This window comes from Streptomyces sp. NPDC047117, from assembly GCF_040643545.1.
In the GTDB taxonomy this organism is placed as follows: domain Bacteria; phylum Actinomycetota; class Actinomycetes; order Streptomycetales; family Streptomycetaceae; genus Streptomyces.
This window is the reverse complement of sequence record NZ_JBEYUN010000026.1, coordinates 27,298-49,592: the sequence shown is the minus strand read 5'-3', so window position 1 is coordinate 49,592 and position 22,295 is coordinate 27,298. Positions and strand designations below refer to the sequence as shown.

The following is a 22,295-nucleotide window of genomic DNA, read 5'->3' as shown; positions in this document are numbered from 1 at the left end:
CCCGGACGGATGGAATCCCACGCGTGACGGAGCACCCCACCTCCCACCCTTCGCGACCGGCACCCCTGCCGGCCGCGCCCCCGGCCATGGCGCCGCGGGGGCTGCCGGAGACGACGGCGCACGGCGCCGCCGATCCGCGCAGCGCCCTGCAGCGGCCCGTCGGCCCCGCCCCTGCCGACCTGCCGGGGCCCGCCCTGCCCGATTCCGTGGCAGGCGGACCGCCCGAGCGCACCGGCGGCTCCGGTGAACTGCCCGCGCCCCCGGGGCGCAGCGGGAAGAAGCGCCGACGCCAGCGGGACCGGCGGACCGCGGACGCCGCGGACCACAACGCCGCGCAGGGCGCCGGCGGCCACACCCAGGCGGGTGGGCCGGGCGGCGAGCCCGTCGGCGACCCGGCCCGGGACCGCGGTGCCACGCACGGCGGGGCACGGTCCCGTGCCGAGGAGCCGGAAAGCGGCTCCGGCGCGCACGAGAACGGCGGTCCGGGCGGCATCGGGCGGCCCCGGGACGGCGAAGGCCGGGCCCGGCAGCGGCCGCAGGACTCCGCGGTACCGCCCGAGGGGCCGCGGCGCGGCCGCACCCAGAACGGCGGCGGAACACGCCGGCAGGCCGAGGAGCCGGTGCGCCCGGAGGCGCCGCCGGCCCGTTCGGCGCATCCGGCCGAGGGGGGTGAGCCGATGCCGGCACGGCAGCCCGGCGGGGACCGGCTGCGCTTCGTCGGCGCCGCCACCCGGCGGATCGCACGCGGTATCGACCTGGACGAGATCGTGCTCGGGCTGTGCCGGGCGACGGTCCCGACGTTCGCCGACGCGATCCTGGTGTATCTGCGCGACCCGCTGCCGGTGGGCGACGAGCGGCCGGCCGGCCCCGTCGTGCTGCGGCTGCGGCGTACCGACCGGATCCCCGAGGAGGCGGACACCAACGGCGGCCGGCTGCCCACCCTGCCCGCGCAGCCCGACCTGGGCCCGGCGATGGGCGGGACGGCGGCCGAGCTGGCCGAGGTCGTGCCCGGCGGGCCGCTGGCCGAGGTGCTGCGCGGGGTGCGCCCGCTCTTCGGTGAGGCGCAGGCCGCACAGGCGGCCCTGCCCGAACTGCTCGGTACCGGCACCCGCATGCCGCCGGGCCAGCGCGTCATCCTGGCGCCGCTGCGCGGCCGCCGCCGGGTGATCGGCGCCGCGGTGTTCCTGCGCCGCCCCGACCGGCCCGCGTTCGAGCCGGACGACCTGCTGGTGGCCGCGCAGCTGGCCACCCACACGGCGCTCGGCGTGGACAAGGCGGTGCTGTACGGGCGCGAGGCGTACATCGCCGACGCGCTCCAGCGCACGATGCTGCCCGACTCCCTCCCGCAGCCCACCGGCGTCCGGCTCGCCAGCCGGTACCTCCCGGCCGCGGAGACCGCCCGGGTCGGCGGCGACTGGTACGACGCGATCCCGCTGCCGGGGTCCCGAGTGGCCCTGGTCGTCGGCGATGTGATGGGTCATTCGATGACCTCGGCCGCGATCATGGGTCAGCTGCGCACCACCGCGCAGACCCTGGCCGGGCTCGACCTGCCGCCGCAGGAGGTGCTGCACCACCTCGACGAGCAGGCCCAGCGGCTCGGCACGGACCGGATGGCGACCTGCCTGTACGCGGTCTACGATCCGGTCGCGCACCGGATCATCGTGGCCAACGCCGGGCATCCGCCGCCGGTCATGCTGCACCGCGGCGGCCGCGCCGAGGTGCTGCGCGTACCGCCCGGCGCGCCCATCGGCGTCGGCGGCGTGGACTTCGAGGCCGTCGAGCTGGACGCGCCCGCCGGGGCGACCCTCGTCCTGTACACCGACGGCCTGGTGGAGTCCCGGATACGGGACGTCTGGACCGGCATAGAGCAGCTGCGCGAGCGGCTCACGGAGACGGCCCGGCTGACCGGTCCGAACCCGCCACCGCTGGAGCCCCTCTGCGACGAGGTGCTGGACATGCTCGGCCCGGGCGACCGGGACGACGACATCGCGCTGCTCGCGGCCCGCTTCGACGGGATCGCGCCGAGCGACGTGGCGTACTGGTACCTGGACCCGAAGGCGCAGACCGCCGGGCAGGCCCGCCGGCTGGCCCGAAGAGCGCTGCAGCGCTGGGGGCTCGAAGAGCTCACGGACCAGGTGGAGTTGCTGGTCAGCGAGGTCGTGACCAACGCCGTGCGGTACGCGGAGCGGCCGATCACGCTGCGGCTGCTCCGTACGGACGTGCTGCGCTGCGAGGTCGGTGACGACGTGCCGCAGCTGCCGCGGCTGCGGCAGGCACGCCCGTCGGACGAGGGCGGCCGGGGCCTGTACCTGGTCAACCGGCTGGCCCGGCGCTGGGGCGCGACCCGCCTGAGCACCGGCAAGGTGGTGTGGTTCGAGCTGTCGATGCCGCCCGTGGCGCGGCGGCTGCCGGGGCGGGAGTAGGCGCCCGCCCGGTCCCGCGCACGCGTGCGGCCCCCGTCCTCCGGAGAGGGCGGGGGCCGCACGGCGTGACCGGGTCAGTCGCCCAGCATCGGGTGCCTGCCGTTGCCGTTGTCGTTTCCGTTGCCGGTGTCCTCGTCGTCCCCGCCGGGCAGCGGGAGTTCCTCGGACTCGCTCGGCGACGGGGAGACGGAGGGCGAGGGGGACCCACTGGTGTCCGACTCGCTCGGCGACGGGGAGACCGAGGGCGAGGGGGACTCGGAGGTCTCCGACGGGGACGGCGAGGGGGACTCGGACTCCTCGGTCTCGGTCGGCGTCGGGCTGGGCGGCGGGGCGACGCCCGCGCCCATGTCGGTGTCCAGGTCGAAGCGGGCCGTCAGATCGCCGCCCAGCGCGTTCTGGGTGTAGGCGGCCCAGATCTCCGCGGGGTAGCCGCCGCCGTTGACGCGGCCGCCGCCGCCCGCGCCCTTGAGCGTGACCTGGGGGTGCGGCGCGTCCGCGTCCTCGCCGAAGAGGCCGACGGCGGTGACCAGCCGGGGCGTGTAGCCCACGAACCAGGCCGACTTGTTGTCGTCGGACGTACCGGTCTTGCCGGCGATGTCGTAGTCGGTGTTGCGGACCGCGGTGCCGGTGCCGTCCTTGACCACGCCGGTCAGCACGGAGGTCACGGTGTCCGCGGTCGTCCGGTTGAGCACCTGTCCGCCGACCGGGTCCGGCAGGTCGACCGGGTCCTCCTCGCCGCGCTGCGCGTGCGTCACCAGCTGCGGGGTGATCTTCTTGCCGTGGTTGTCCAGGGTGGCGTAGACGCCGGCCATCTGCATCGGGCTGGCGCCCATCGAGCCGAGCGTCATGGCCGGGCGGGACGACATCTTCTCCGCGTCCATACCGAGCTGCCCGGCGGTCTGCCGGACCTTCTCCAGGCCGACGTCCACGCCCATCTGCGCGAAGACGGAGTTGACGGAGTTGTTCATGGCCGTCTGGACGCTGATCGGGCCGTAGTCCTTCTCGTCCTCGTTGGGCGGCGCGAAGCCGATGGCGCTGCCCTTGACGGGCCGGCGGCTGGTGCCGTCGTAGACCGTGTTCGGGTTGATCGGCGTGCCGTCCTGGGTGGTCGAGTTCTTCTCCAGGGCGGTCGCGAGGATCAGCGGCTTGAAGGTGGAGGCGGGCTGGTAGTCGGCGCGGGTGGCGTTGTTGAGGTAGTGCTCCAGATAGCCCTTGCCGCCGTACATCGCCACGACGTGCCCGGTCTTGGGGTCGACGGAGACCGCGCCGGCCTGCGCGTCGGCGTCCACGTCCCGGACCTTCGGGTCGAGCTTGCTGGTCAGCTTCTCCTTGACGGCCGACTCCAGCGCCTTCTGGCGCTTCTTCTCGACGCCCAGGGTGATGGTCCAGCCGCCGGCCGCGATCTGGTCGTCGGTGACGCCCTGCTTGTTCAGCTCCTGGTCGGCGAGCTTGACCAGGTAGCCCTTCTGGCCCTTCAGGCCCGAGCTGGGCTTGGGGTCGTCCGGCACCGGGAACGTCAGGCCCTGCCGCTTGCCGGCGTCCAGCCAGTGCATCTCGACCATGTTGTCGAGGGTGTAGTTCCAGCGCGCCTTGACCCGCTTCCGGCCGGCGTCGGTGGCGCTCGCCCAGTCGTACTGGCTGGGCGCCTGGAGCAGGGAGGCCAGGTACGCGCCCTGGGCGACCGTCAGGTCGCGGGTGTGGACGCCGTAGTACGCCTGCGCCGCGGCCTCGATGCCGTACGCGCCGCGGCCGTAGTAGCTGGTGTTGATGTAGCCGGCCAGGATGTCGTTCTTGCCGAGCTTCTGGTCGACCTTCAGGGAGATCACGATCTCCTTGAGCTTGCGGCTGACCGTCTGTTCCTGTGTCAGGTAGTAGTTCTTCACGAACTGCTGGGTGATGGTCGAGCCGCCCTGCTTGCCCTGGCCGCGCAGGGTGTTGAGGATGCCGCGCGTGGTGCCCTTCAGGTCGATGCCGGAGTCCTTGTAGAAGGTCTTGTTCTCGGCGGCGACGAAGGTGTGCTGGACGCCCTTGGGGATGTCGCTGATCGGCACGCTCTCGCGGTTGAAGCCGGTACGGGCCAGGACGGAGCCGTCGGCGTACTTGTAGACGTTGCTCTGCGCCGCGGCCTGGCCGTTGGCGGAGGCCGGCACGTCGATGAAGAGGTACAGGCCGACGAAGCCGACGATGCCCAGCAGGCAGACGGTGAAGAACGCCCCGAGCAGCTTCTTGAAGGTGAAGAAGCGGCCCACGCCGCCGCGTTTCTTCGCTTTCGCCCGGCGCCTGCCCCTCTTCTGCGCCCGTCTCGCCTCGGCTCGGCCCATCTCTGTCGTCACTCCAGTCGTTCCGCCCCCAATAACCCAGCCTCCGAAGCTAACCCCCCGGTGTCATCACATACGCATCGATCAAGCATTTTCCGGACGTGACAATCAGCACCCCATTCCTGTGCAACCGTTCGGCGCCTTCTTCGATCGCGTCCGGCCGGCCCTTGCACTGCCGCCATCCAAGGGCTTAAATAGCTATCACTTTGCTAGACCAGTGAAAGCACGCTGACGAGTACGCGCACGGAGTGCCGTACGGAACGGGGGACCGCATGTCCGACTCCACGCCCACACCGCCCGCCGCCACCGATCCCGACACCCCGAAGCTGCCGGAGCCGCAGGTCAGGGAGGTCACCGCGCACAGCATCCCGGGCGGCCTCGGCCTGCTGCTGACCATCGTCGGCGTGCTCGGCGGCATCGCGCTGCTGATCCTCGGCGCCGCGTCCTCGGCGGACGGCAACAAGCCGTTGGGCGCCACGCTGATCGTCGTCGGCGTCGTACTGCTGCTCGTCTCGCTCTTCTGCATGGGCGGCGTGAAGATGGTGGCGCCCGGCGAGGCGCGGGTCATCCAACTCTTCGGCCGGTACGTCGGCACGATCCGCACCGACGGCCTGCGCTGGATCAACCCGCTCACCAGCGCCACCAAGATCTCCACCCGGGTCCGCAACCACGAGACCGCGGTCCTGAAGGTCAACGACGCGTACGGCAACCCCATCGAGCTGGCGTCGATCGTCGTCTGGAAGGTCGAGGACACGGCGCAGGCGCTGTTCGAGGTGGACGACTTCCTGGAGTTCGTCGCGACCCAGACCGAGGCGGCCGTCCGGCACATCGCGATCGAGTACCCCTACGACGCGCACGACGAGGACGCGCTCTCGCTGCGCGGCAACGCCGAGGAGATCACCGAGAAGCTCGCCGCCGAGCTGACCGCGCGGGTCGAGGCGGCCGGCGTCCGGATCATCGAGGCGCGCTTCAGCCACCTCGCCTACGCCCCGGAGATCGCCTCGGCGATGCTCCAGCGGCAGCAGGCCGGCGCGGTCGTCGCGGCCCGTCAGCAGATCGTCGAGGGCGCGGTGGGCATGGTCGAGTCGGCGCTCGACCGGATCAGCGAGCAGGGCATCGTCGAGCTGGACGAGGAGCGCAAGGCCGCCATGGTCTCGAACCTGATGGTGGTGCTCTGCGGAGACCGTGCCGCGCAGCCCGTCCTGAACACGGGCTCGCTGTACCAGTGAGTGAGGAGCCCGGGGCACCGGGGCGGCGGCCGCGGCAGCGCAAGCAGGTGCTGCTGCGGCTCGACCCGGCCGTCCACGACGCGCTGGCGCGGTGGGCCGGTGACGAGTTGCGCAGCGTCAACGCGCAGATCGAGTTCCTGCTGCGCGGCGCGCTGGCGGAGGCGGGCCGGCTGCCCAAGGACGCCGGGGCGATGCGGCGCCGTGGGCGGCCGCCGAAGAACCCGGAACCGGCGCCCGAGGAGACCGGGCCCACGGACAGTCCGTCCGAGGAAACCGGCCCTTCGGACGCCCCGCCCGAGGAGTGACCCGAGCACAACGGCCCCGAAGGCCCGACGGCCTTCGGGGCTCGCCTTCACCCGCCTATACACTCGATGTATACACCTCATGTAGTGTGCTCCGCATGCTCTTGGAACACCCCCACCCGTCCGTACGTCCGGAGGCCCGCGCATGACACCGGCCGGTTCCCTGCTCGCCGCCCGCGACCTGCGCAAGGCGTACGGGCGCACCCCCGCGCTGGACGGCGCGGACTTCTCGGTCCACCCCGGCGAGGTCGTCGCCGTCATGGGCCCGTCCGGCTCCGGCAAGTCCACGCTGCTGCACTGCCTCGCCGGCATCGTCCGCCCCGACTCCGGCACCGTCCACTACGACGGGCAGGACCTCACCGCCCAGAGCGACGCCCGGCGCAGCGCCCTGCGCCGTACCGACTTCGGCTTCGTCTTCCAGTTCGGCCAGCTCGTCCCCGAACTCACCTGCCTGGAGAACGTCGCCCTCCCCCTGCGCCTCAACGGCGCCAAGCGCAAGGCCGCCGAGGCCACCGCCCGCGAATGGCTCACCCGCCTGGAGGTCGACGACGTCCACGGCAAGCGCCCCGGCGAAACCTCCGGCGGCCAGGGTCAGCGGGTGGCCGTCGCCCGCGCACTCGCCGGCCGCCCCCGCGTCCTCTTCGCCGACGAACCCACCGGCGCACTGGACTCCCTCAACGGCGAACGCGTCATGACCCTCCTCACCGACGCCGCCCGCGACACCCACGCCGCCGTCGTCCTCGTCACCCACGAAGCCCGCGTCGCCGCCTACTCCGACCGCGAGGTCGTCGTCCGCGACGGCACCGCGCGGGAACTGGCGGGCAGCGCATGACCGCCACCGACCGGCGGCCCCGCGTCCGCGCCGGGAACGCGCCGACCCCGCCCTCCGGCATCACCGCCCGGCTGCGCGACCTGTCGATGGGTGTGCGCTTCGCGCTCGCCGGCGGCCGCGAGGGCTGGACCCGTACGCTGCTGACCGCCGTCGGCGTCGGGCTGGGCGTCGCCCTCCTGCTCGCCGCCACGTCCGTGCCGAACCTGCTGCAGGACCGGGCGGAGCGCGGCGACGCCCGCAAGGTGCCGCAGAGCACGAAGACGGTGTCCCGCGGGGACGACACCCTGCTGACCGCCACGGCCGACACCGTCTACCGCGGCGACACGGTGCACGGCACGCTGCTGCGCCCCGACGGCTCCCGGCCGCCGGCCCCGCCAGGCGTGTCCGAAGTGCCGGGCCCCGGCGAGATGGTGGTCTCCCCCGCCCTGCGCGAGCTGCTGTCCTCCCCCGAAGGCCGGCTGCTGCGCGACCGGCTGGACTACCGGATCACCGGCACCATCGGGGACGCCGGGCTGGTGGGCCCGGCCGAACTCACGTACTACGCGGGCAGTGACACCCTCACCGGCGGCACGGCGCGCCGTGTCGCGTCCTTCGGTACGCACACCGAGGCCGAGCCGCTCAACCCCCTGCTCTCCGTCCTGATCGTCGTGGCCTGCGTGGTGCTGCTGATGCCGGTGGCCATCTTCATCGCCACCGCCGTCCGCTTCGGCGGCGAGCGCCGCGACCGGCGGCTGGCCGCGCTCCGGCTGATCGGCGCGGACGCCGCGACGACCCGCTGGACCGCGGCCGGCGAGGCGCTCTTCGGCGCGGTGTGCGGGCTGCTGGCGGGCGCCGGGATGTTCCTGGCCGGGCGGCAGTTCATCGGCTCGTTCACGGTCTGGGAGGTCAACGCCTTCCCCGCCGACATGACGCCGGTACCGGCCCTGGCCGCGCTGATCGTGGTCGCCGTGCCGCTCGCCGCCGTGGTGGTGACGCTCTTCGCGCTGCGCGGCGTGACCATCGAACCCCTGGGGGTCGTACGGCACACCGTGGCCCCGCGACGGCGCATGTGGTGGCGGCTGCCGATGCCTCTCGCGGGCATCGCCATCCTGCTGCTGGCCAGGGCGCTCAAGAAGGACGGGGTGGCGGCCCCGGCGTTCGTCATCGCGAGCGGCACCGTGCTGGTGCTGCTCGGCCTCGCGCTGCTGCTGCCGTGGGCCGTCGAAGCGGTCGTGGCCCGCTTGTCGGGCGGCCCCGTGCCCTGGCAGCTGGCCGTCCGCCGGCTCCAGTTGTCCGGCGGCGGCGCGGCGCGCGCGGTCAGCGGGATCACCGTCGCGGTGGCCGGCGCGATCGCCCTGCAGATGCTCCTCGGCGCGATCCAGGCGGACTTCATGAAGGTCACCGGGCAGGACGGGCGCCGGGCCCAGCTGGATGTGTCGCTGCCCACCGCGGACGTCGCCACCACCCGGCAGATGGTCAAGAAGTTCCGCGGGACCGAGGGCGTACGCGGCATCATCGTCGGCATCGAGGCCGACGCCGCGCGTCCCGGACCGCTGCGCAAGGGCGAGGACTTCATCCCGCGGACCCAGTTCACGGTCGGCGACTGCCCCTCGCTGCGCGAGATGGCACGCCTGGATTCCTGCCGGGACGGCGACGTCTTCATCGTCCACGACAGCACCGGCATGGTCCCCGACGACTACATCGGCGAGACCGCGCGCCCCGGCAAGCCGGTGATCTTCAACCTGGACGCCACGACGGACAAGCCCGACGGCCCGCCGCGGCTGTGGACCCTCCCGAAGTCCGCCCGTACGGTCGACTCCCGCAAGGACCCGGCGGGCCGGACCGCGTTCGGCATCTTCGCCACCCCGGGCGCCGTGGACACCGGGCTGCTCGACGCGCCCGTCGCCCGCGCCATGGTGAAGACCGACCCGCGGGTGCCGGACGCCGCCGAGTACGTCCGCAACACCGCGGCCCGGATCGACCCGCTGATGGAGGTCGCCGCGCTGCAGAACATCCAGCGGGACAAGAACTACGCGAGCGTGCGCACCGGCCTGCTGATCGGCTCGGCCGCGACCATGGCGCTGATCGCCGCGAGCATGCTGATCTCGATGGTGGAGCAGCTGCGTGAGCGGCGCCGGCTGCTGTCGGTGCTGGTCGCCTTCGGCACCCGGCGGACAACGCTGGGCTGGTCGGTGCTCTGGCAGACGGCGCTGCCGGTCGGGCTGGGGCTGGCGCTGGCCGTCGCGGGCGGCAGCGCTCTGGGCGTCACCCTGCTGGGGCTGGTCGGCAAGTCGGCCCCGGACTGGTCGGTGCTCTGGCCGCCGGTCGCCACGGGCGCGGCGCTGGTGCTGGCGGTCACCCTCATCAGCCTGCCGCCGCTGTGGCGGATGATGCGGCCGGACGGGCTGCGTACGGAATGAGGCGGTGCGGGCGGAGCCGGACGGCTCCGCCCGCTATGCACAGCACGTATACACGCAGCGCACACCACGACGTAGAGTGAGTCGCATGTCTATCGGTCACACCTTGCTGGGCCTTCTGGAGTCCGGACCCCGCCATGGCTACGACCTGAAGCGGACCTTCGACGAGCACTTCGGGCAGGACCGCCCGCTGCACTACGGGCAGGTCTACTCGACCATGTCCCGGCTGCTGAAGAACGGCCTGGTCGAGGTGGACGGCGTCGAGGCCGGCGCCGGGCCCGAGCGCAAGCGGTACGCGATCACCGACGCCGGTGTGACCGATGTCGCCCAGTGGCTGCTGCGGCCGGAGAAGCCCGAGCCGTACCTGCAGTCCACCCTCTACACCAAGGTGGTGCTCGCCCTGCTGACCGGCCGGGACGCCGCCGAACTGCTGGACACCCAGCGCACCGAGCATCTGCGGCTGATGCGCGGGCTGACCGAGCGCAAGCGCAAGGGCGACCTCGCCGACCAGCTGATCTGCGACCACGCCCTCTTCCACCTCGAAGCCGACCTGCGCTGGCTGGAGCTGACCGCGGCCCGCCTCGACAAGCTGGCGCAGGCGGTCCGCACATGACGCCGGAGGGCTCGGTCCTCTCCGGCGAAGGACTCCACAAGCACTACGGGCGCACCCCCGCGCTGGACGGCGCGGACTTCTCGGTCCACCCCGGCGAGGTCGTCGCCGTCATGGGCCCGTCCGGCTCCGGCAAGTCCACGCTGCTGCACTGCCTCGCCGGCATCGTCCGCCCCGACTCCGGCACCGTCCACTACGGCGGCCGCGAGCTGACCTCCCTGCCGGACGCGGAGCGCAGTGCCCTGCGCCGTACCGACTTCGGCTTCGTCTTCCAGTTCGGCCAGCTCGTCCCCGAACTCACCTGCCTGGAGAACGTCGCCCTCCCCCTGCGCCTCAACGGCGCCAAGCGCAAGGCCGCCGAAGCCACCGCCCGCGAATGGCTGACCCGCCTCGAAGTGGACGACCTCGCCCGCCACCGCCCCGGCGAGATCTCCGGCGGCCAGGGCCAGCGCGTGGCCGTCGCCCGCGCACTCGCCGGCCGCCCCCGCGTCGTCTTCGCCGACGAACCCACCGGCGCACTGGACTCCCTCAACGGCGAACGCGTCATGACCCTCCTCACCGACGCCGCCCGCGACACCCACGCCGCCGTCGTCCTCGTCACCCACGAGGCCCGCGTCGCCGCCTACTCCGACCGCGAGATCACCGTCCGCGACGGCCGGATCAAGGAATTCCTGGCGGGTCTGTGATGGCCCTGCTCGACACGCGGGGCACCGGCAGCCGTAGTGGCCGCGCGCCGCACCGCCCGTCCGGCGGACCCGCCGCCTGGCTGCGCGACCTCGCCCTGGGCGCCCGGTTCGCGGTCACCGGCGGCCGCGAGGGCTGGTTCCGTACGGCGCTCAGCGCGGTCGGCGTGGGCATCGGCGTCGCGGTGCTGCTGCTCGCCGCCTCGGCCCCGACGCTGCTCAACGCCTGGCACGGGCGGGAGAAGGCCCGTGAGAACCTCGGCCAGCTGCACGAGCCGCGCGCCTCCGACCACACCCTCCGCTACGCCCAGGCCGACACCTCCTTCCACGGCGACGCCGTACGCGGCCGCCTGGTCAGGCCCGACGGCACCCACCCGCCCGTACCGCCGGGCCTGCAACGGCTCCCGGGCCCCGGCGAGATGGTGGTCTCCCCCGCCCTGCGCGAGCTGCTCGCGAAGCCCTCCAGCGGGCAGCTCCGCGAGCGCCTGGACTACAAGGCCGTCGGCACCATCGGCGACGCCGGGCTGCTCGGCCCGCAGGAGCTGACGTTCGTCGCGGGGATGGACGACCGGTCGGCGGGCGAGTCGTACCGCATCGGCCACTTCGGGAAGATCTTCGACCCGCAGCCGCCGAGCACCCGGCTCGTCCTGCTCATCGTCCTGGCGTGCGTGGTCCTGCTGATGCCGGTCATGGTGTTCGTCGGGACCGCCGTACGCTTCGGCAGCGACCGGCGCGAGGCCCGGCTCGCCGCGCTCCGGCTGATCGGCGCCGACATCCCCACCACCCGGCGGATCGCCGCGGGCGAGGCGCTGGTCGGGGCCGTCCTCGGCCTGGCCGTGGGGCTGATGGTCTTCCTCGCGGGGCGGCAGGCGGCCGGCGCCGTCACCCTGTGGGACGTCAATGTCTTCCCCGCCGACGTGGTGCCGGCCCCGGCCCTCGCGGCCCTGATCGCCGTACTGGTACCGGCGGTGGCCGTCGGCGTCACGCTGTTCGCGCAGCGCTCGGTGACCGCCGAGCCGCTGGGCGTGGTCCGCGACCGCCCGGTACGGCGGCGCCGCATCGCCTGGCGCCTCGTCCTGCCCCTCACCGGCCTGGGCCTGCTGTCGTCGCTGATCTGGGCGCCGGACCCGGTCTGGTTCCGCGCCGTACGGCTGGGCGTCGGCTCGGCCCTGCTGCTCCTCGGCGTCACCACGCTGCTGCCCTGGCTGGTCGAGGCCGTGGTGGGGCGGCTGCACGGCGGGCCGGTGCCCTGGCAGCTGGCCGTGCGCCGGCTCCAGCTGTCCAGTGCCGCGGCCAACCGGGCCGTCGCCGGCATCACCGTCGCGGTGGCCGGCGCGATCGCCATCCACATGGTCTTCACCACCTTCCAGGCCGGCTTCGCGCACGCCTACGCGAAGACCGCGGCCCGCCAGGTGATCGAGCTGAGCGGCAGCGCCGCCGACTGGCGGGGGACCGAGAAGGCGCTGGACACGCTGCGCCGCACACCGGGCGTGACCTCGGCACACGGCAGTGTCAACGCGCTGGTGGGGCGGCCCGGCGACCGCGGCACCCGGGGCAACGACGGATTCGTCAGCTCCGACAGCGCCTTCGTGACCGTCGGCGACTGCGCCGAACTGCGGCGCCTGGCCCCGGTCGGCAGCTGCCGGGACGGCGACGTCTTCGTGACGGAGCTGCGCGGCAGCCCCGCCGCCCGGGCCGGCTTCATCCGTCCCGGCGCCCCGCTGAACCTGAACCCGCCCGGCGGCTACACCGCGCCCGGCCCGCCCCGGCCGTGGACCGTCCCGGCCTCGGCCCGCCGGGTGACGGCCGTCCAGCGCCCCGGCGAGGACCTGCCCGGCGACCTCCTCGCCACCCCCGGCGCCCTGTCCCCCGCCCTGCTCCAGGCCCCCGAGATGAGGCTGCGCGTCGGGTACGACAAGGCCGGGGAGGCCGCCACGGTGGAGCGCATCCGCACGGCGGCGTTCCGCGCGAACCCGGGGATGCGGGAAATGTCCGCGATCGACAACCCGCACGACCGGCAGTACGCCGGGGTGCGCACCGCGGTGTACGTCGGTGCCGTGGTGGTCCTGCTGCTCATCGGCGCGGGACTGATCGTCTCCACGGTCGAGCAACTGCGCGAGCGGCGGCGGCTGCTGTCCGTGCTGGACGCGTACGGCACCCCCCGCTCGACCATGGGCTGGTCGGTGCTGTGGCAGACCGCGATCCCCGTGGTGCTGGGACTGGGGCTGGCGGTCACCGCCGGCGTCGGCCTCGGCACGGTCCTGCTGACCACGAGCGAGTCCGGCGTACAGGTGGACTGGCCGGTGGTCGCCGGCCTCGCGGGCATCGGCGGCGGGCTGATCCTCCTGGTCACCCTGCTGAGCCTGCCGCCGCTGTGGCGCATGATGCGCCCGGACGGACTGCGTACGGAGTGACGGAGCGGGCGGGGGCGGCCGGCGGGCGCGTCCCCCGGGCGCCCGCCGTCAGGCCGCGATGCGTACCGGCAGCGGCCGCAGGGCCTCGCGCAGCGCCCCCGCGAACTCCTCGAACTCGCGCTGCCGGGCCGCGCCCGTCCGCATCGCCAGGGCGATCCGCCGGGAGGGTGCCGGGTCGTCGAAGTATCCGGTGGTCAGCGCCTCGTTGCGGCCGGTCTCCACGCGCAGCGCGGTACGCGGCAGCAGCGTGACGCCCATGCCGCCGGCCACCAGCTGTACGAGGGTGGAGAGTCCGGCCGCGCTGGTCGTCACCGCGGCGCCCTCCTCGCGGCCCGCCTCCCGGCAGATGTCCAGCGCCTGGTCGCGGAGGCAGTGCCCCTCGTCCAGGAGCAGCAGGTCCAGCTCGCGCAGCGCGTCGCGGGGTATGTCGCCGCGGCCGCCGAGCCAGTGGTCCTTGGGCGCGACCAGCACGAAGTCCTCGTCGAAGAGCGGGACTTCGGTGACGCCCGCGACGCCGAGGGGGACGGCGAGCAGCAGCAGGTCGAGCCGGCCGTGCGCGAGCCCGTCCAGCAGCGAGGCGGTCTGCTCCTCGTGCACCTGGAGGTCGAGGTCGGGATAGGTGCTGTGGACGAGGTTCAGCACGGCGGGGAGCAGGTACGGCGCACAGGTCGGGATGACGCCGAGGCGCAGGACGCCGGTGAAGGGCGCGCGGGCCGCCTCGGCCTCCTCCATCAGATCGCCGACCGCCTCCATCACTGTGCGTGCCCGGGCCGCGACCCTCTCCCCGGCGGGCGACAGCAGGACCTTGCGGGTCGTACGCTCCAGAAGCTGGACGCCGAGCGCGTCCTCCAGCGCCGAGACCGCACCGGAGAGCGCGGGCTGACTCATGCCGATCTCGGCGGCCGCCTCCCGGAAATGCAGGTGCTCAGCGACCGCGGCGAAGGCGCGGAGCTGCGAGAGCGAGGGCTGCCGGGGACGTCCGGCAGCCGGGGTAGTGGGCGAGACCACTGATAACCACCTCCGATCAACACCCCCGAGTCTAGCTATTTCCCTGATCAATGCCCGCTGTGGCACTGTGGACAGCGTCCAACCCCCAGGAAAGCCCCAAAAGGGATTTCCGACCCTGCAAGGAGTGCGCGTGCTCACTGTCGGTGACAAGTTCCCCGAGTTCGACCTGACTGCCTGTGTCTCGCTGGAGAAGGGCCAGGAGTTCGAGCAGATCAACCACAAGACCTACGAGGGCAAGTGGAAGATCGTCTTCGCGTGGCCCAAGGACTTCACCTTCGTGTGCCCCACCGAGATCGCGGCCTTCGGCAAGCTGAACGAGGAGTTCGCCGACCGTGACGCCCAGGTCCTGGGCTTCTCCGGTGACTCCGAGTTCGTGCACCACGCTTGGCGCAAGGACCACCCGGACCTGACCGACCTGCCCTTCCCGATGCTCGCGGACTCCAAGCACGAGCTCATGCGTGACCTGGGCATCGAGGGCGAGGACGGCTTCGCGCAGCGCGCCGTGTTCATCGTGGACCAGAACAACGAGATCCAGTTCACCATGGTCACCGCCGGCTCCGTGGGCCGTAACCCCAAGGAGGTCCTGCGGGTCCTGGACGCCCTGCAGACCGACGAGCTGTGCCCCTGCAACTGGAGCAAGGGCGACGAGACCCTGGACCCGGTCGCGCTGCTCTCGGGCGAGTGAAAGGGAGACTGAACACACATGGCTCTCGATGACCTGAAGTCCGCCGTTCCGGACTACGCCAAGGACCTCAAGCTGAACCTCGGTTCGGTGATCGGCAACAGCGACCTGCCGCAGCAGCAGCTGTGGGGCACCGTGCTGGCCTGCGCCATCGCGTCGCGCTCGCCGAAGGTGCTGCGCGAGCTGGAGCCGGAGGCCAAGGCCAACCTCTCCGCCGAGGCGTACACCGCCGCCAAGTCCGCCGCCGCCGTCATGGCGATGAACAACGTCTACTACCGGACCCGGCACCTGCTGTCGGACCCGGAGTACGGCAACCTGCGGGCCGGCCTGCGCATGAACGTCATCGGCAACCCCGGTGTCGACAAGGTCGACTTCGAGCTGTGGTCGCTGGCCGTCTCGGCCATCAACGGCTGCGGCATGTGCCTGGACTCGCACGAGCAGGTCCTGCGCAAGGCCGGTGTGGAGCGCGAGACGATCCAGGAGGCCTTCAAGATCGCGGCCGTCCTGCAGGCGGTCGGCGCCACGCTGGACGCGGAGGCGGCACTGGCCGCCGAGTAGTACCGGTTGCTGCGGGCCGGCCGACCGGCCCCCGCACCAGAAGGCCCCCGCGGACATCGCGTCCGCGGGGGCCTTCGCGCGTGTACGGCCTCGACGGCCCGGCATCCCGCCGTAGGAGGCCCGGCCGGTGGGCCGGGTGCACCACCGTCGTGGCTAGTCGCGCAGTTCCTCGCGCCCCTTGGGCGCCGGCGTCACGCTTGCGGCCGTTGCGCCGTGTGGCGCCGGGGCCGTGCGGAGGGCCTGTTCGTGGGCGTATGCCCGGAGGTAGGTGGCCACCGTATTCGTGACGGCCACCAGCGGCACCGCGACCACCGCACCGCCGATGCCCGCGACCAGGCCGCCCGCGGCGACCGAGAGGATCACCGCCAGCGGATGCACCCGCACCGCCCGGCCGAGAATGAAGGGCTGCAGGATGTGGCCCTCGATCTGCTGTACGGCGAGCACGACCACCAGCACCATCAGGGCGGTGAACACGCCCTGGGTCACCAGCGCGACCACGCACGCCAGCGCGCCCGAGACCACCGCACCGACCAGCGGGATGAAGGCGAACAGGAAGATGAAGACCGCGAGCGGCACGGCCAGCGGCACGTTCAGGAAGTAGAGCCCGATGCCGATGAAGATCGCGTCGATCAGGGCCACGATCACCGTGCCCCGCACATAGGCGGTCAGTGTCCGCCAGGCCCGGGGCCCGGCACCCGCGACGCCCCCGCGCGCCGCGCTCGGCACCAGCTTCAGCAGCCACTCCCAGATGCGCCGCCCGTCGTACAGCAGGAAGAGCGTGGTGAACATCGCGAGGAGGATGCCGGTGAGCATCTCGATGACAACCGTGACGCCTTCCAGACCGGCGCTGGTGATCTCCTCGGTGTTCGAACCGATCGCGTCCTGGAGGTTCTTCGCGATGTCGTTGATCTGACCCTCGGTCACATGGAACGGGCTCTTCAGCAGCCAGTCCTTCAGCTCGCTGATGCCGTCCTGCACGCGGCTGGAGACCGAGTCGATGTTGTCCATGACCTGCCAGACCACGAACCAGCCGACCAGGCCCATGATGACGAAGCCGGCGATGAACGTGATCGCCGTCGCGGGCCCCCTCGGCAGCCCCCGGTGCCGGAGCCAGGCCACCGTCGGCTGGAGCAGCGCGGTGATCAGCAGCGCCGCGACGAACGCCAGCACCACGAGCTGGATGCTGGTGATGGCACGCGCCAGTACGTACACGGCGAGGGCCAGTACCAGCAGCCGCCAGCCGGCCTCCGCGGCGACCCGTATCCCCCACGGCACCGCGTCCACCGGCTCGGGCCGGCGCTGAACGGCGGGCGCGTAGGCGGGCGGCGCGGGCACGGACGCGGCGGGCGACCGGCCGTCGTCGGCCGTGCTGCCGTTCCCGCCGGCCTTGGCGGCGCCGTCAGCGGACGCTGTGGCGCCGGAAGTGGCTGCTGTGACGTCCGGGGCGGGGGAAGCGGCCGAGGGCCCTTCCGCGGGCCCGGTGGCCGCCTCCACGGGCCCGTTGGCCGCTTCCGCGTGGCCGTCGTCGCCGCTCGGCACGGGCCGGCCGGGCACGACGGGCGGCTCCAGCGGCATGGGCGGCACCTGGTGACCGTTCCGCGCGCCGTGCCCCAGCCGCTGATCACCGTCAGCGGCCGCGGCCTCCGTGCGCCGGCGCCGTTCTTCGAGGCGCTCGGCCAGCCGCGACAGGCCGGCACCCGCACCGCCGACCCACTGAGGCAGTCTGGACATGTCGCTTCCTCTTCCCCCCTCGTTACGCGTCACTGTCGGAACGACGTTACCCGGGCCCGACGCGCGAAACCCCCGACCCTTGTCCGGTCGGGGGTTTCGCGTCGCTGTGCTGCGAGCCGGTCTAGTACCAGCTGTTGGCCTGCCAGAACGACCAGGCGCCGCAGGGGCTGCCGTAGCGGTCGTTCATGTAGCCCAGGCCCCACTTGATCTGGGTCGCCGGGTTGGTCTGCCAGTCGGAGCCGGCCGAGGCCATCTTGGAGCCGGGCAGCGCCTGGACGAGGCCGTAGGCGCCGGACGAGGCGTTGGTGGCACGGTAGTTCCAGCCGGACTCGTGGTCCACGATGTTGCTGAAGCACTGGAACTGGTCCGACGGCATCATCTGCCGGGCCATGGCCTGCGTCTCGGCGACCGAGTACGAGGCCTTGACGGCGATGTCACCGAGAGAGCCGCGCTCGGCGGAGCGGCTGGCGGCCTGCTCCTTCGCCTCCGCGCGCTCCTTCGCCGCCTGCTTTTCGGCAGCGACCTGCTTCTCGGCCGCGTCCTTCTTGTCCTGCGCGCTCTTGGCGGCCGCCTTGCGGGCGTCCTCCTGCGCGGACTTCAGGGCGGCGGCATCCGCCTGGGTGGACTGGTCATCCGCCTGCTGCACGAGGGACGCCGTCTCCACCTGGGCCTGCTGACCCGCGGGGATGTCGGCGATCGTCGCGTCGGCAGCGGCGGCCTCGGTGTTGGCGACCGAGCCCGGCTGGCTGCCGGACGCGACGCCGACAACGGCGCCGACTGTGGTGACCGCGGTGGCGGAGGCCACGGCGAATCCCCGGACCGAAATCCGGCTCACACGTTTTCCTTCCAGCGTCGACCGCGACGTGACCATCGCGGACGCAATCGTGCCCCTGACGCTGGCCTCCGTATTGCTCCGTCCCCGAAGTGCTGGTGGGGTCGGCTGGTCACAGGAGGCACTGGCCCGGTACGTCCCCCTCGGGGGTCCGCGTGGTGCTCGGGCGGCATACGGCGAACGCTTTTCAGTTCTGTGGTTCTACACCGCTGGGGGTGCTGATGTGCCGTATGCGGGGCCTGACAGGTCCCAGACTCTGCCCGAAGCGGACGCACGGAATCAATTCCGAGCCGGGTGTGAAAGCTCACACCTCGTTTACGCCACAGAGTTTCCGGATATCGCCGCGCGCGCCAACGCCGCCCGGCTAGGCTCTCTGGCTTCGCCGGACGGCGCAGGTCACACAACGGGTCGGACCCCTCCGACCGCCTCATTCGGGGCGCGGCCCCTATACAGGATCAGATGCGGCCGTCCTCCAGCATTTCGGTCACCAGGGCGGCGATCGGCGAGCGCTCCGAGCGGTTGAGCGTGATGTGCGCGAAGAGCGGATGCCCCTTCAGCTTCTCCACGACGGCGACCACACCGTCGTACCGCCCGACCCTGAGGTTGTCGCGCTGCGCGACGTCATGGGTGAGCACCACCCGCGAATTCGCCCCGATTCGGGACAGAACGGTCAACAGGACGTTCCGCTCCAGGGACTGCGCCTCGTCGACGATCACGAACGCGTCGTGCAGCGACCGGCCGCGGATATGGGTGAGCGGCAGCACCTCCAGCATCCCGCGGCCCACCACCTCCTCGATGACGTCGGCGGAGGTCACGGACGTGAGGGTGTCGAAGACGGCCTGGGCCCACGGGCCCATCTTCTCCGCCTCCGTGCCCGGCAGGTAGCCCAACTCCTGCCCGCCCACGGCGTACAGCGGCCGGAAGACCATCACCTTTCTGTGCTGCCGGCGCTCCAGCACGGCCTCCAGGCCCGCGCACAGCGCCAGCGCCGACTTGCCCGTACCGGCCCGGCCGCCCATCGAGACGATGCCGACCTCCTGGTCGAGCAGCAGGTCCAGCGCGATCCGCTGCTCGGCGCTGCGGCCGTGGATGCCGAACGCCTCCCGGTCGCCGCGCACCAGCCGCACCCGGCCGTCGGCGGTGACCCGCCCGAGCGCCTTGCCACGGTCCGACTGGAGCACCAGGCCGGTGTGGACGGGGAGCTCGGCGGCCTCCGGGACGTACGCGCTCTCCACGGAGAAGAGGTCGTCGACCTGTTCGGCGGTGATCGTCAGCTCCGCCATGCCCGTCCAGCCGGAGTCCGTGATCGCCAGTTCGGCGCGGTACTCCTCCGCCAGCAGGCCGACCGAGGACGCCTTGATGCGCAGCGGCAGGTCCTTGGAGACGACCGTGACGTCGTACCCCTCGGCCTGGAGGTTGCGGGCCACCGCGAGGATGCGCGAGTCGTTGTCCCCGAGCTGGTAACCGGCCGGGAGCACCCCCGGATCGGAGTGGTTCAGTTCGACCCTCAGTGTGCCGCCGACCTCCCCGATCGGGATGGGGGCGTCCAGGCGGCCGTACCGTACGCGGTAGTCGTCCAGGAGGCGGAGCGCCTGCCGGGCGAAGTAGCCGAGTTCGGGATGGTGCCGCTTGGCTTCCAGTTCCGTGACGACCACTACCGGGAGCACGACTTCGTGCTCCTCGAAGCGGGCCATGGCGCCTGGATCCGCCAGCAGGACGCTGGTGTCGAGGACGTAGGTGCGCCGGTCGGCCTCACGGCGCTGCTTGCTGTTCACCACGGGTGGACGAACCCCCTCGGATGAGGTCGGGGTGCGACGGCGTCGCGGGGGATGGGGCCGGGCTCGGGCCGCGAAGCGCGGGCCGGGCACCGGCCCTCCGCGTCGGACGTGCGGTCCGCACGATCGTCCGTGGTGCGCAACGGGCCTCCCGGGCGGACGGCCCCATGCCGTCCGCTGCGAGCGGCACCCACTGGACCTGGCTTTTCGGGTGCCGTCCTGGAAGGGATATTCCCGGGAACACCTGCGGGCATGCCCCGGCACAGGTCGCACGGCCAGTGAATTCGTGGTTACGGATGAACCGCTGAGCCCATGTGACGCATCGGGCCCGTCCCCTGACAGCCCGTCGCCGGGCCCGAAAGGCCCGCCCCGACTGCTCCGAGAGGGTGTCCTAGACGCCGTACCGCCGGTGCCGGTAGGCGTAGTCGCGCAGGGCGCGGAGGAAATCCACCTTGCGGAAGGCGGGCCAGAAGACCTCGCAGAAGTAGTACTCCGAGTGGGCGCTCTGCCACAGCATGAAGCCGGACAGCCGCTGCTCGCCGCTCGTACGGATCACCAGGTCCGGGTCCGGCTGGCCGCGGGTGTAGAGGTGCTCGGAGATCTTCTCGACGTCGACGCCGTCGGCGATCTCCTCGACGGAGGCGCCGCGTCCGGCCTCGTCCAGCAGCAGCGAGCGGACCGCGTCCGCGATCTCCTGCCGGCCGCCGTAGCCGACCGCGACGTTGACGACGATGCCGCCGATGTCGCCGGTGGCCTCCTCGGCCTCCTTCAGCACCCGCTGGGTGCCGGCGGGGAGCAGGTCACGGTTGCCGACGTGGTGCACGCGCCAGCGGCCGTCGGCCGCCAGCCGCCGCACGGTGTTCTCGATGATGCCGAGGAGCGGCTTCAGCTCCTTCTCCGGCCGGTCGAGGTTGTCCGTGGAGAGCATCCACAGGGTGACGACCTGGACGTCGGTCTCCTCGCACCAGCCGAGCATCTCCTCGATCTTCGCCGCGCCCGCCTGGTGCCCCTGCTCGGTGGTCAGGCCGTCGGCGCGGGCCCAGCGGCGGTTGCCGTCCAGGATGACGCCGATGTGCTTGGGCACCTGGGAGTGGTCCAGCCGGCGCTCCACCCGGCGTTCGTACAGCTTGTACACGAACTCCCGCACAACAGGGGGATACGGGATACCCATCCCGGAAGATCGCAGCATGTGTGGTCCAGCCCCTCCGTGCCAATTGGCGGTCGCCCCCGTCGCCTCAAGGCCGCAACTTTACTTCTCAGGGGTGGCAATGACCCAATCAGGTGTGTCACAACTCCGTGATAAGGAGTGAAGCATGACAAGCACCTCCGGCTACCTGGCCGACGATTCCCGGTACGACTCCATGGAGTACCGCCGCACCGGCCGCAGCGGGCTGAAACTCCCCGCGATCTCTCTCGGGCTCTGGCACAACTTCGGCGACGACCGCACCCTGTCGTCGCAGCGCGCGATCCTGCGCCGCGCCTTCGACCTGGGCATCACCCACTTCGACCTGGCGAACAACTACGGCCCGCCGCCCGGCTCGGCGGAGCTGAACTTCGGGAAGATCTTCGGGCAGGACTTCCGGCGCTACCGGGACGAAATGATCCTTTCCACGAAGGCCGGATATCTGATGCACCCCGGTCCGTACGGAGAATGGGGATCCCGGAAATACCTGCTCTCGTCGCTGGATGCGTCGCTCGGCCGGATGGGCGTCGATTACGTCGACATCTTCTACTCGCACCGATTCGACCCGGACACTCCCCTCGAGGAGACGATGGGCGCGCTGGCGTCCGCGGTGCAGCAGGGCAAGGCCCTGTATGTGGGTGTTTCCTCCTACAACTCCGCGCAGACCCGCGAGGCGGCCCGCATTCTGCGGGAAATGGGTGTGCGTCCGCTGATCCACCAGCCCTCTTACAGCATGATCAACCGCTGGACCGAGGACGACGGGCTGCTGGACACCCTGGAGGCGGCCGGCATGGGCTGCATCTCCTTCGCGCCGCTGGCCCAGGGCATGCTCACCGACAAGTACCTGAACGGCATCCCCGAGGGCTCGCGCGCCTCCCAGGGCAAGTCGCTGGACCCGAATCTGCTCTCCGAGGACGTCGTACGGCGGCTGCGCGGGCTGAACGACATCGCCGCGCGCCGCGGCCAGTCCCTCGCGCAGCTCGCGCTCCAGTGGGTGCTGCGGGACCCGCGGATGACCTCGGCGCTGATCGGGGCGAGCAGCGTGGCGCAGCTGGAGGCGAACGTCGCGGCGCTCGACGGGCCCGCGCTCACCGACGCCGAGCTGGCCGAGATCGAGGAATTCGCCACCTCGACGGACGGCGTGAACATCTGGGCGCGGCGGTAACCGGCGGCGCTCCGGACCCCGGGAAGAAAAAGCGGGCCGGTCCGTGGGGGGGGATACGGACCGGCCCGAGGGGGGGTTCCCACCATAACCCCGCGCGGGGTGTGCTTCGCGCATCAGAGGCGGTCAGCCCGCGCGTCGCAAAGTTGATCAAGGC

17 protein-coding genes are annotated in these 22,295 nt (G+C 72.2%); 11 read left to right on the top strand and 6 right to left on the bottom strand.

What is annotated here, in order from left to right; all coding sequences use genetic code 11:
- Nucleotides 1-23: 23 nt before the first annotated feature.
- Complete coding sequence (locus ABZ840_RS34155) at nt 24-2,423, top strand: SpoIIE family protein phosphatase (protein ID WP_361566742.1); 2,400 nt, start codon at nt 24-26, stop codon at nt 2,421-2,423.
- A gap of 74 nt (nt 2,424-2,497) precedes the next feature.
- Here ABZ840_RS34155 and ABZ840_RS34150 read toward each other — a convergent pair whose 3' ends face one another.
- The gene (locus ABZ840_RS34150; protein WP_361566836.1) at nt 2,498-4,744 is read right to left on the bottom strand and encodes a transglycosylase domain-containing protein; all 2,247 of its coding nucleotides are present in this window, start codon (nt 4,742-4,744) and stop codon (nt 2,498-2,500) included.
- 269 nt (nt 4,745-5,013) lie between these two features.
- Here ABZ840_RS34150 and ABZ840_RS34145 point away from each other — a divergent pair, with 269 nt between their 5' ends.
- The 7 genes from ABZ840_RS34145 (at nt 5,014) to ABZ840_RS34115 (ending at nt 13,207) form a co-directional block, all read left to right on the top strand.
- Entirely contained in the window at nt 5,014-5,970 is a 957-nt protein-coding gene (locus tag ABZ840_RS34145; RefSeq protein ID WP_361566739.1) for an SPFH domain-containing protein, read from the top strand.
- Nucleotides 5,967-6,275, top strand: a complete 309-nt coding sequence (locus ABZ840_RS34140; RefSeq protein ID WP_361566736.1) for a hypothetical protein — start codon at nt 5,967-5,969, stop codon at nt 6,273-6,275. Before ABZ840_RS34145 ends, ABZ840_RS34140 begins: the two co-directional genes overlap by 4 nt.
- Nucleotides 6,276-6,417: 142 nt before the next feature.
- A complete protein-coding gene (locus ABZ840_RS34135; protein WP_361566734.1) occupies nt 6,418-7,104 on the top strand; it encodes an ABC transporter ATP-binding protein in 687 nt (228 codons plus the stop codon).
- Nucleotides 7,105-7,190: 86 nt separating this feature from the next.
- Nucleotides 7,191-9,503, top strand: coding sequence for an FtsX-like permease family protein (locus ABZ840_RS34130; RefSeq protein WP_361566833.1), 2,313 nt, complete (start codon nt 7,191-7,193; stop codon nt 9,501-9,503).
- A gap of 85 nt (nt 9,504-9,588) precedes the next feature.
- Nucleotides 9,589-10,113, top strand: a complete 525-nt coding sequence (locus tag ABZ840_RS34125) for a PadR family transcriptional regulator (protein WP_361566731.1) — start codon at nt 9,589-9,591, stop codon at nt 10,111-10,113.
- Nucleotides 10,110-10,796 (top strand): ABC transporter ATP-binding protein, encoded by a 687-nt coding sequence (locus ABZ840_RS34120; RefSeq protein WP_361566728.1) that lies wholly within the window; start codon nt 10,110-10,112, stop codon nt 10,794-10,796. The genes ABZ840_RS34125 and ABZ840_RS34120 overlap by 4 nt, the downstream gene beginning before the upstream one ends.
- Nucleotides 10,796-13,207, top strand: coding sequence for an FtsX-like permease family protein (locus tag ABZ840_RS34115; protein WP_361566725.1), 2,412 nt, complete (start codon nt 10,796-10,798; stop codon nt 13,205-13,207). The genes ABZ840_RS34120 and ABZ840_RS34115 overlap by 1 nt, the downstream gene beginning before the upstream one ends.
- 48 nt (nt 13,208-13,255) lie before the next feature.
- On the opposite strand, the gene ABZ840_RS34110 is transcribed toward ABZ840_RS34115, so the two are convergent.
- Entirely contained in the window at nt 13,256-14,215 is a 960-nt protein-coding gene (locus ABZ840_RS34110) for a LysR substrate-binding domain-containing protein (RefSeq protein WP_361566722.1), read from the bottom strand.
- Between the two features lie 130 nt (nt 14,216-14,345).
- On the opposite strand from ABZ840_RS34110, the gene ABZ840_RS34105 reads away from it, so the two are divergent.
- Nucleotides 14,346-14,900 carry a peroxiredoxin gene (locus tag ABZ840_RS34105; RefSeq protein ID WP_351600366.1) on the top strand — a complete coding sequence of 185 codons (555 nt, stop codon included), beginning with the start codon at nt 14,346-14,348 and terminating at the stop codon, nt 14,898-14,900.
- Between the two features lie 18 nt (nt 14,901-14,918).
- Complete coding sequence (locus tag ABZ840_RS34100; protein WP_361566718.1) at nt 14,919-15,455, top strand: alkyl hydroperoxide reductase; 537 nt, start codon at nt 14,919-14,921, stop codon at nt 15,453-15,455.
- A gap of 153 nt (nt 15,456-15,608) precedes the next feature.
- Here ABZ840_RS34100 and ABZ840_RS34095 read toward each other — a convergent pair whose 3' ends face one another.
- From ABZ840_RS34095 to ABZ840_RS34080, 4 genes are all read right to left on the bottom strand, one after another.
- Nucleotides 15,609-17,186, bottom strand: coding sequence for an AI-2E family transporter (locus ABZ840_RS34095; protein WP_361566715.1), 1,578 nt, complete (start codon nt 17,184-17,186; stop codon nt 15,609-15,611).
- Nucleotides 17,187-17,307: 121 nt separating this feature from the next.
- The gene (locus ABZ840_RS34090; protein ID WP_361566713.1) at nt 17,308-18,021 is read right to left on the bottom strand and encodes a transglycosylase SLT domain-containing protein; all 714 of its coding nucleotides are present in this window, start codon (nt 18,019-18,021) and stop codon (nt 17,308-17,310) included.
- 452 nt (nt 18,022-18,473) lie between these two features.
- Complete coding sequence (locus tag ABZ840_RS34085; protein ID WP_361566711.1) at nt 18,474-19,796, bottom strand: PhoH family protein; 1,323 nt, start codon at nt 19,794-19,796, stop codon at nt 18,474-18,476.
- A gap of 388 nt (nt 19,797-20,184) precedes the next feature.
- Complete coding sequence (locus tag ABZ840_RS34080; protein ID WP_361566830.1) at nt 20,185-20,964, bottom strand: isoprenyl transferase; 780 nt, start codon at nt 20,962-20,964, stop codon at nt 20,185-20,187.
- A gap of 142 nt (nt 20,965-21,106) precedes the next feature.
- Here ABZ840_RS34080 and mgrA point away from each other — a divergent pair, with 142 nt between their 5' ends.
- Nucleotides 21,107-22,141, top strand: coding sequence for an L-glyceraldehyde 3-phosphate reductase (gene mgrA, locus ABZ840_RS34075; protein WP_361566709.1), 1,035 nt, complete (start codon nt 21,107-21,109; stop codon nt 22,139-22,141).
- Nucleotides 22,142-22,295: the final 154 nt, after the last annotated feature.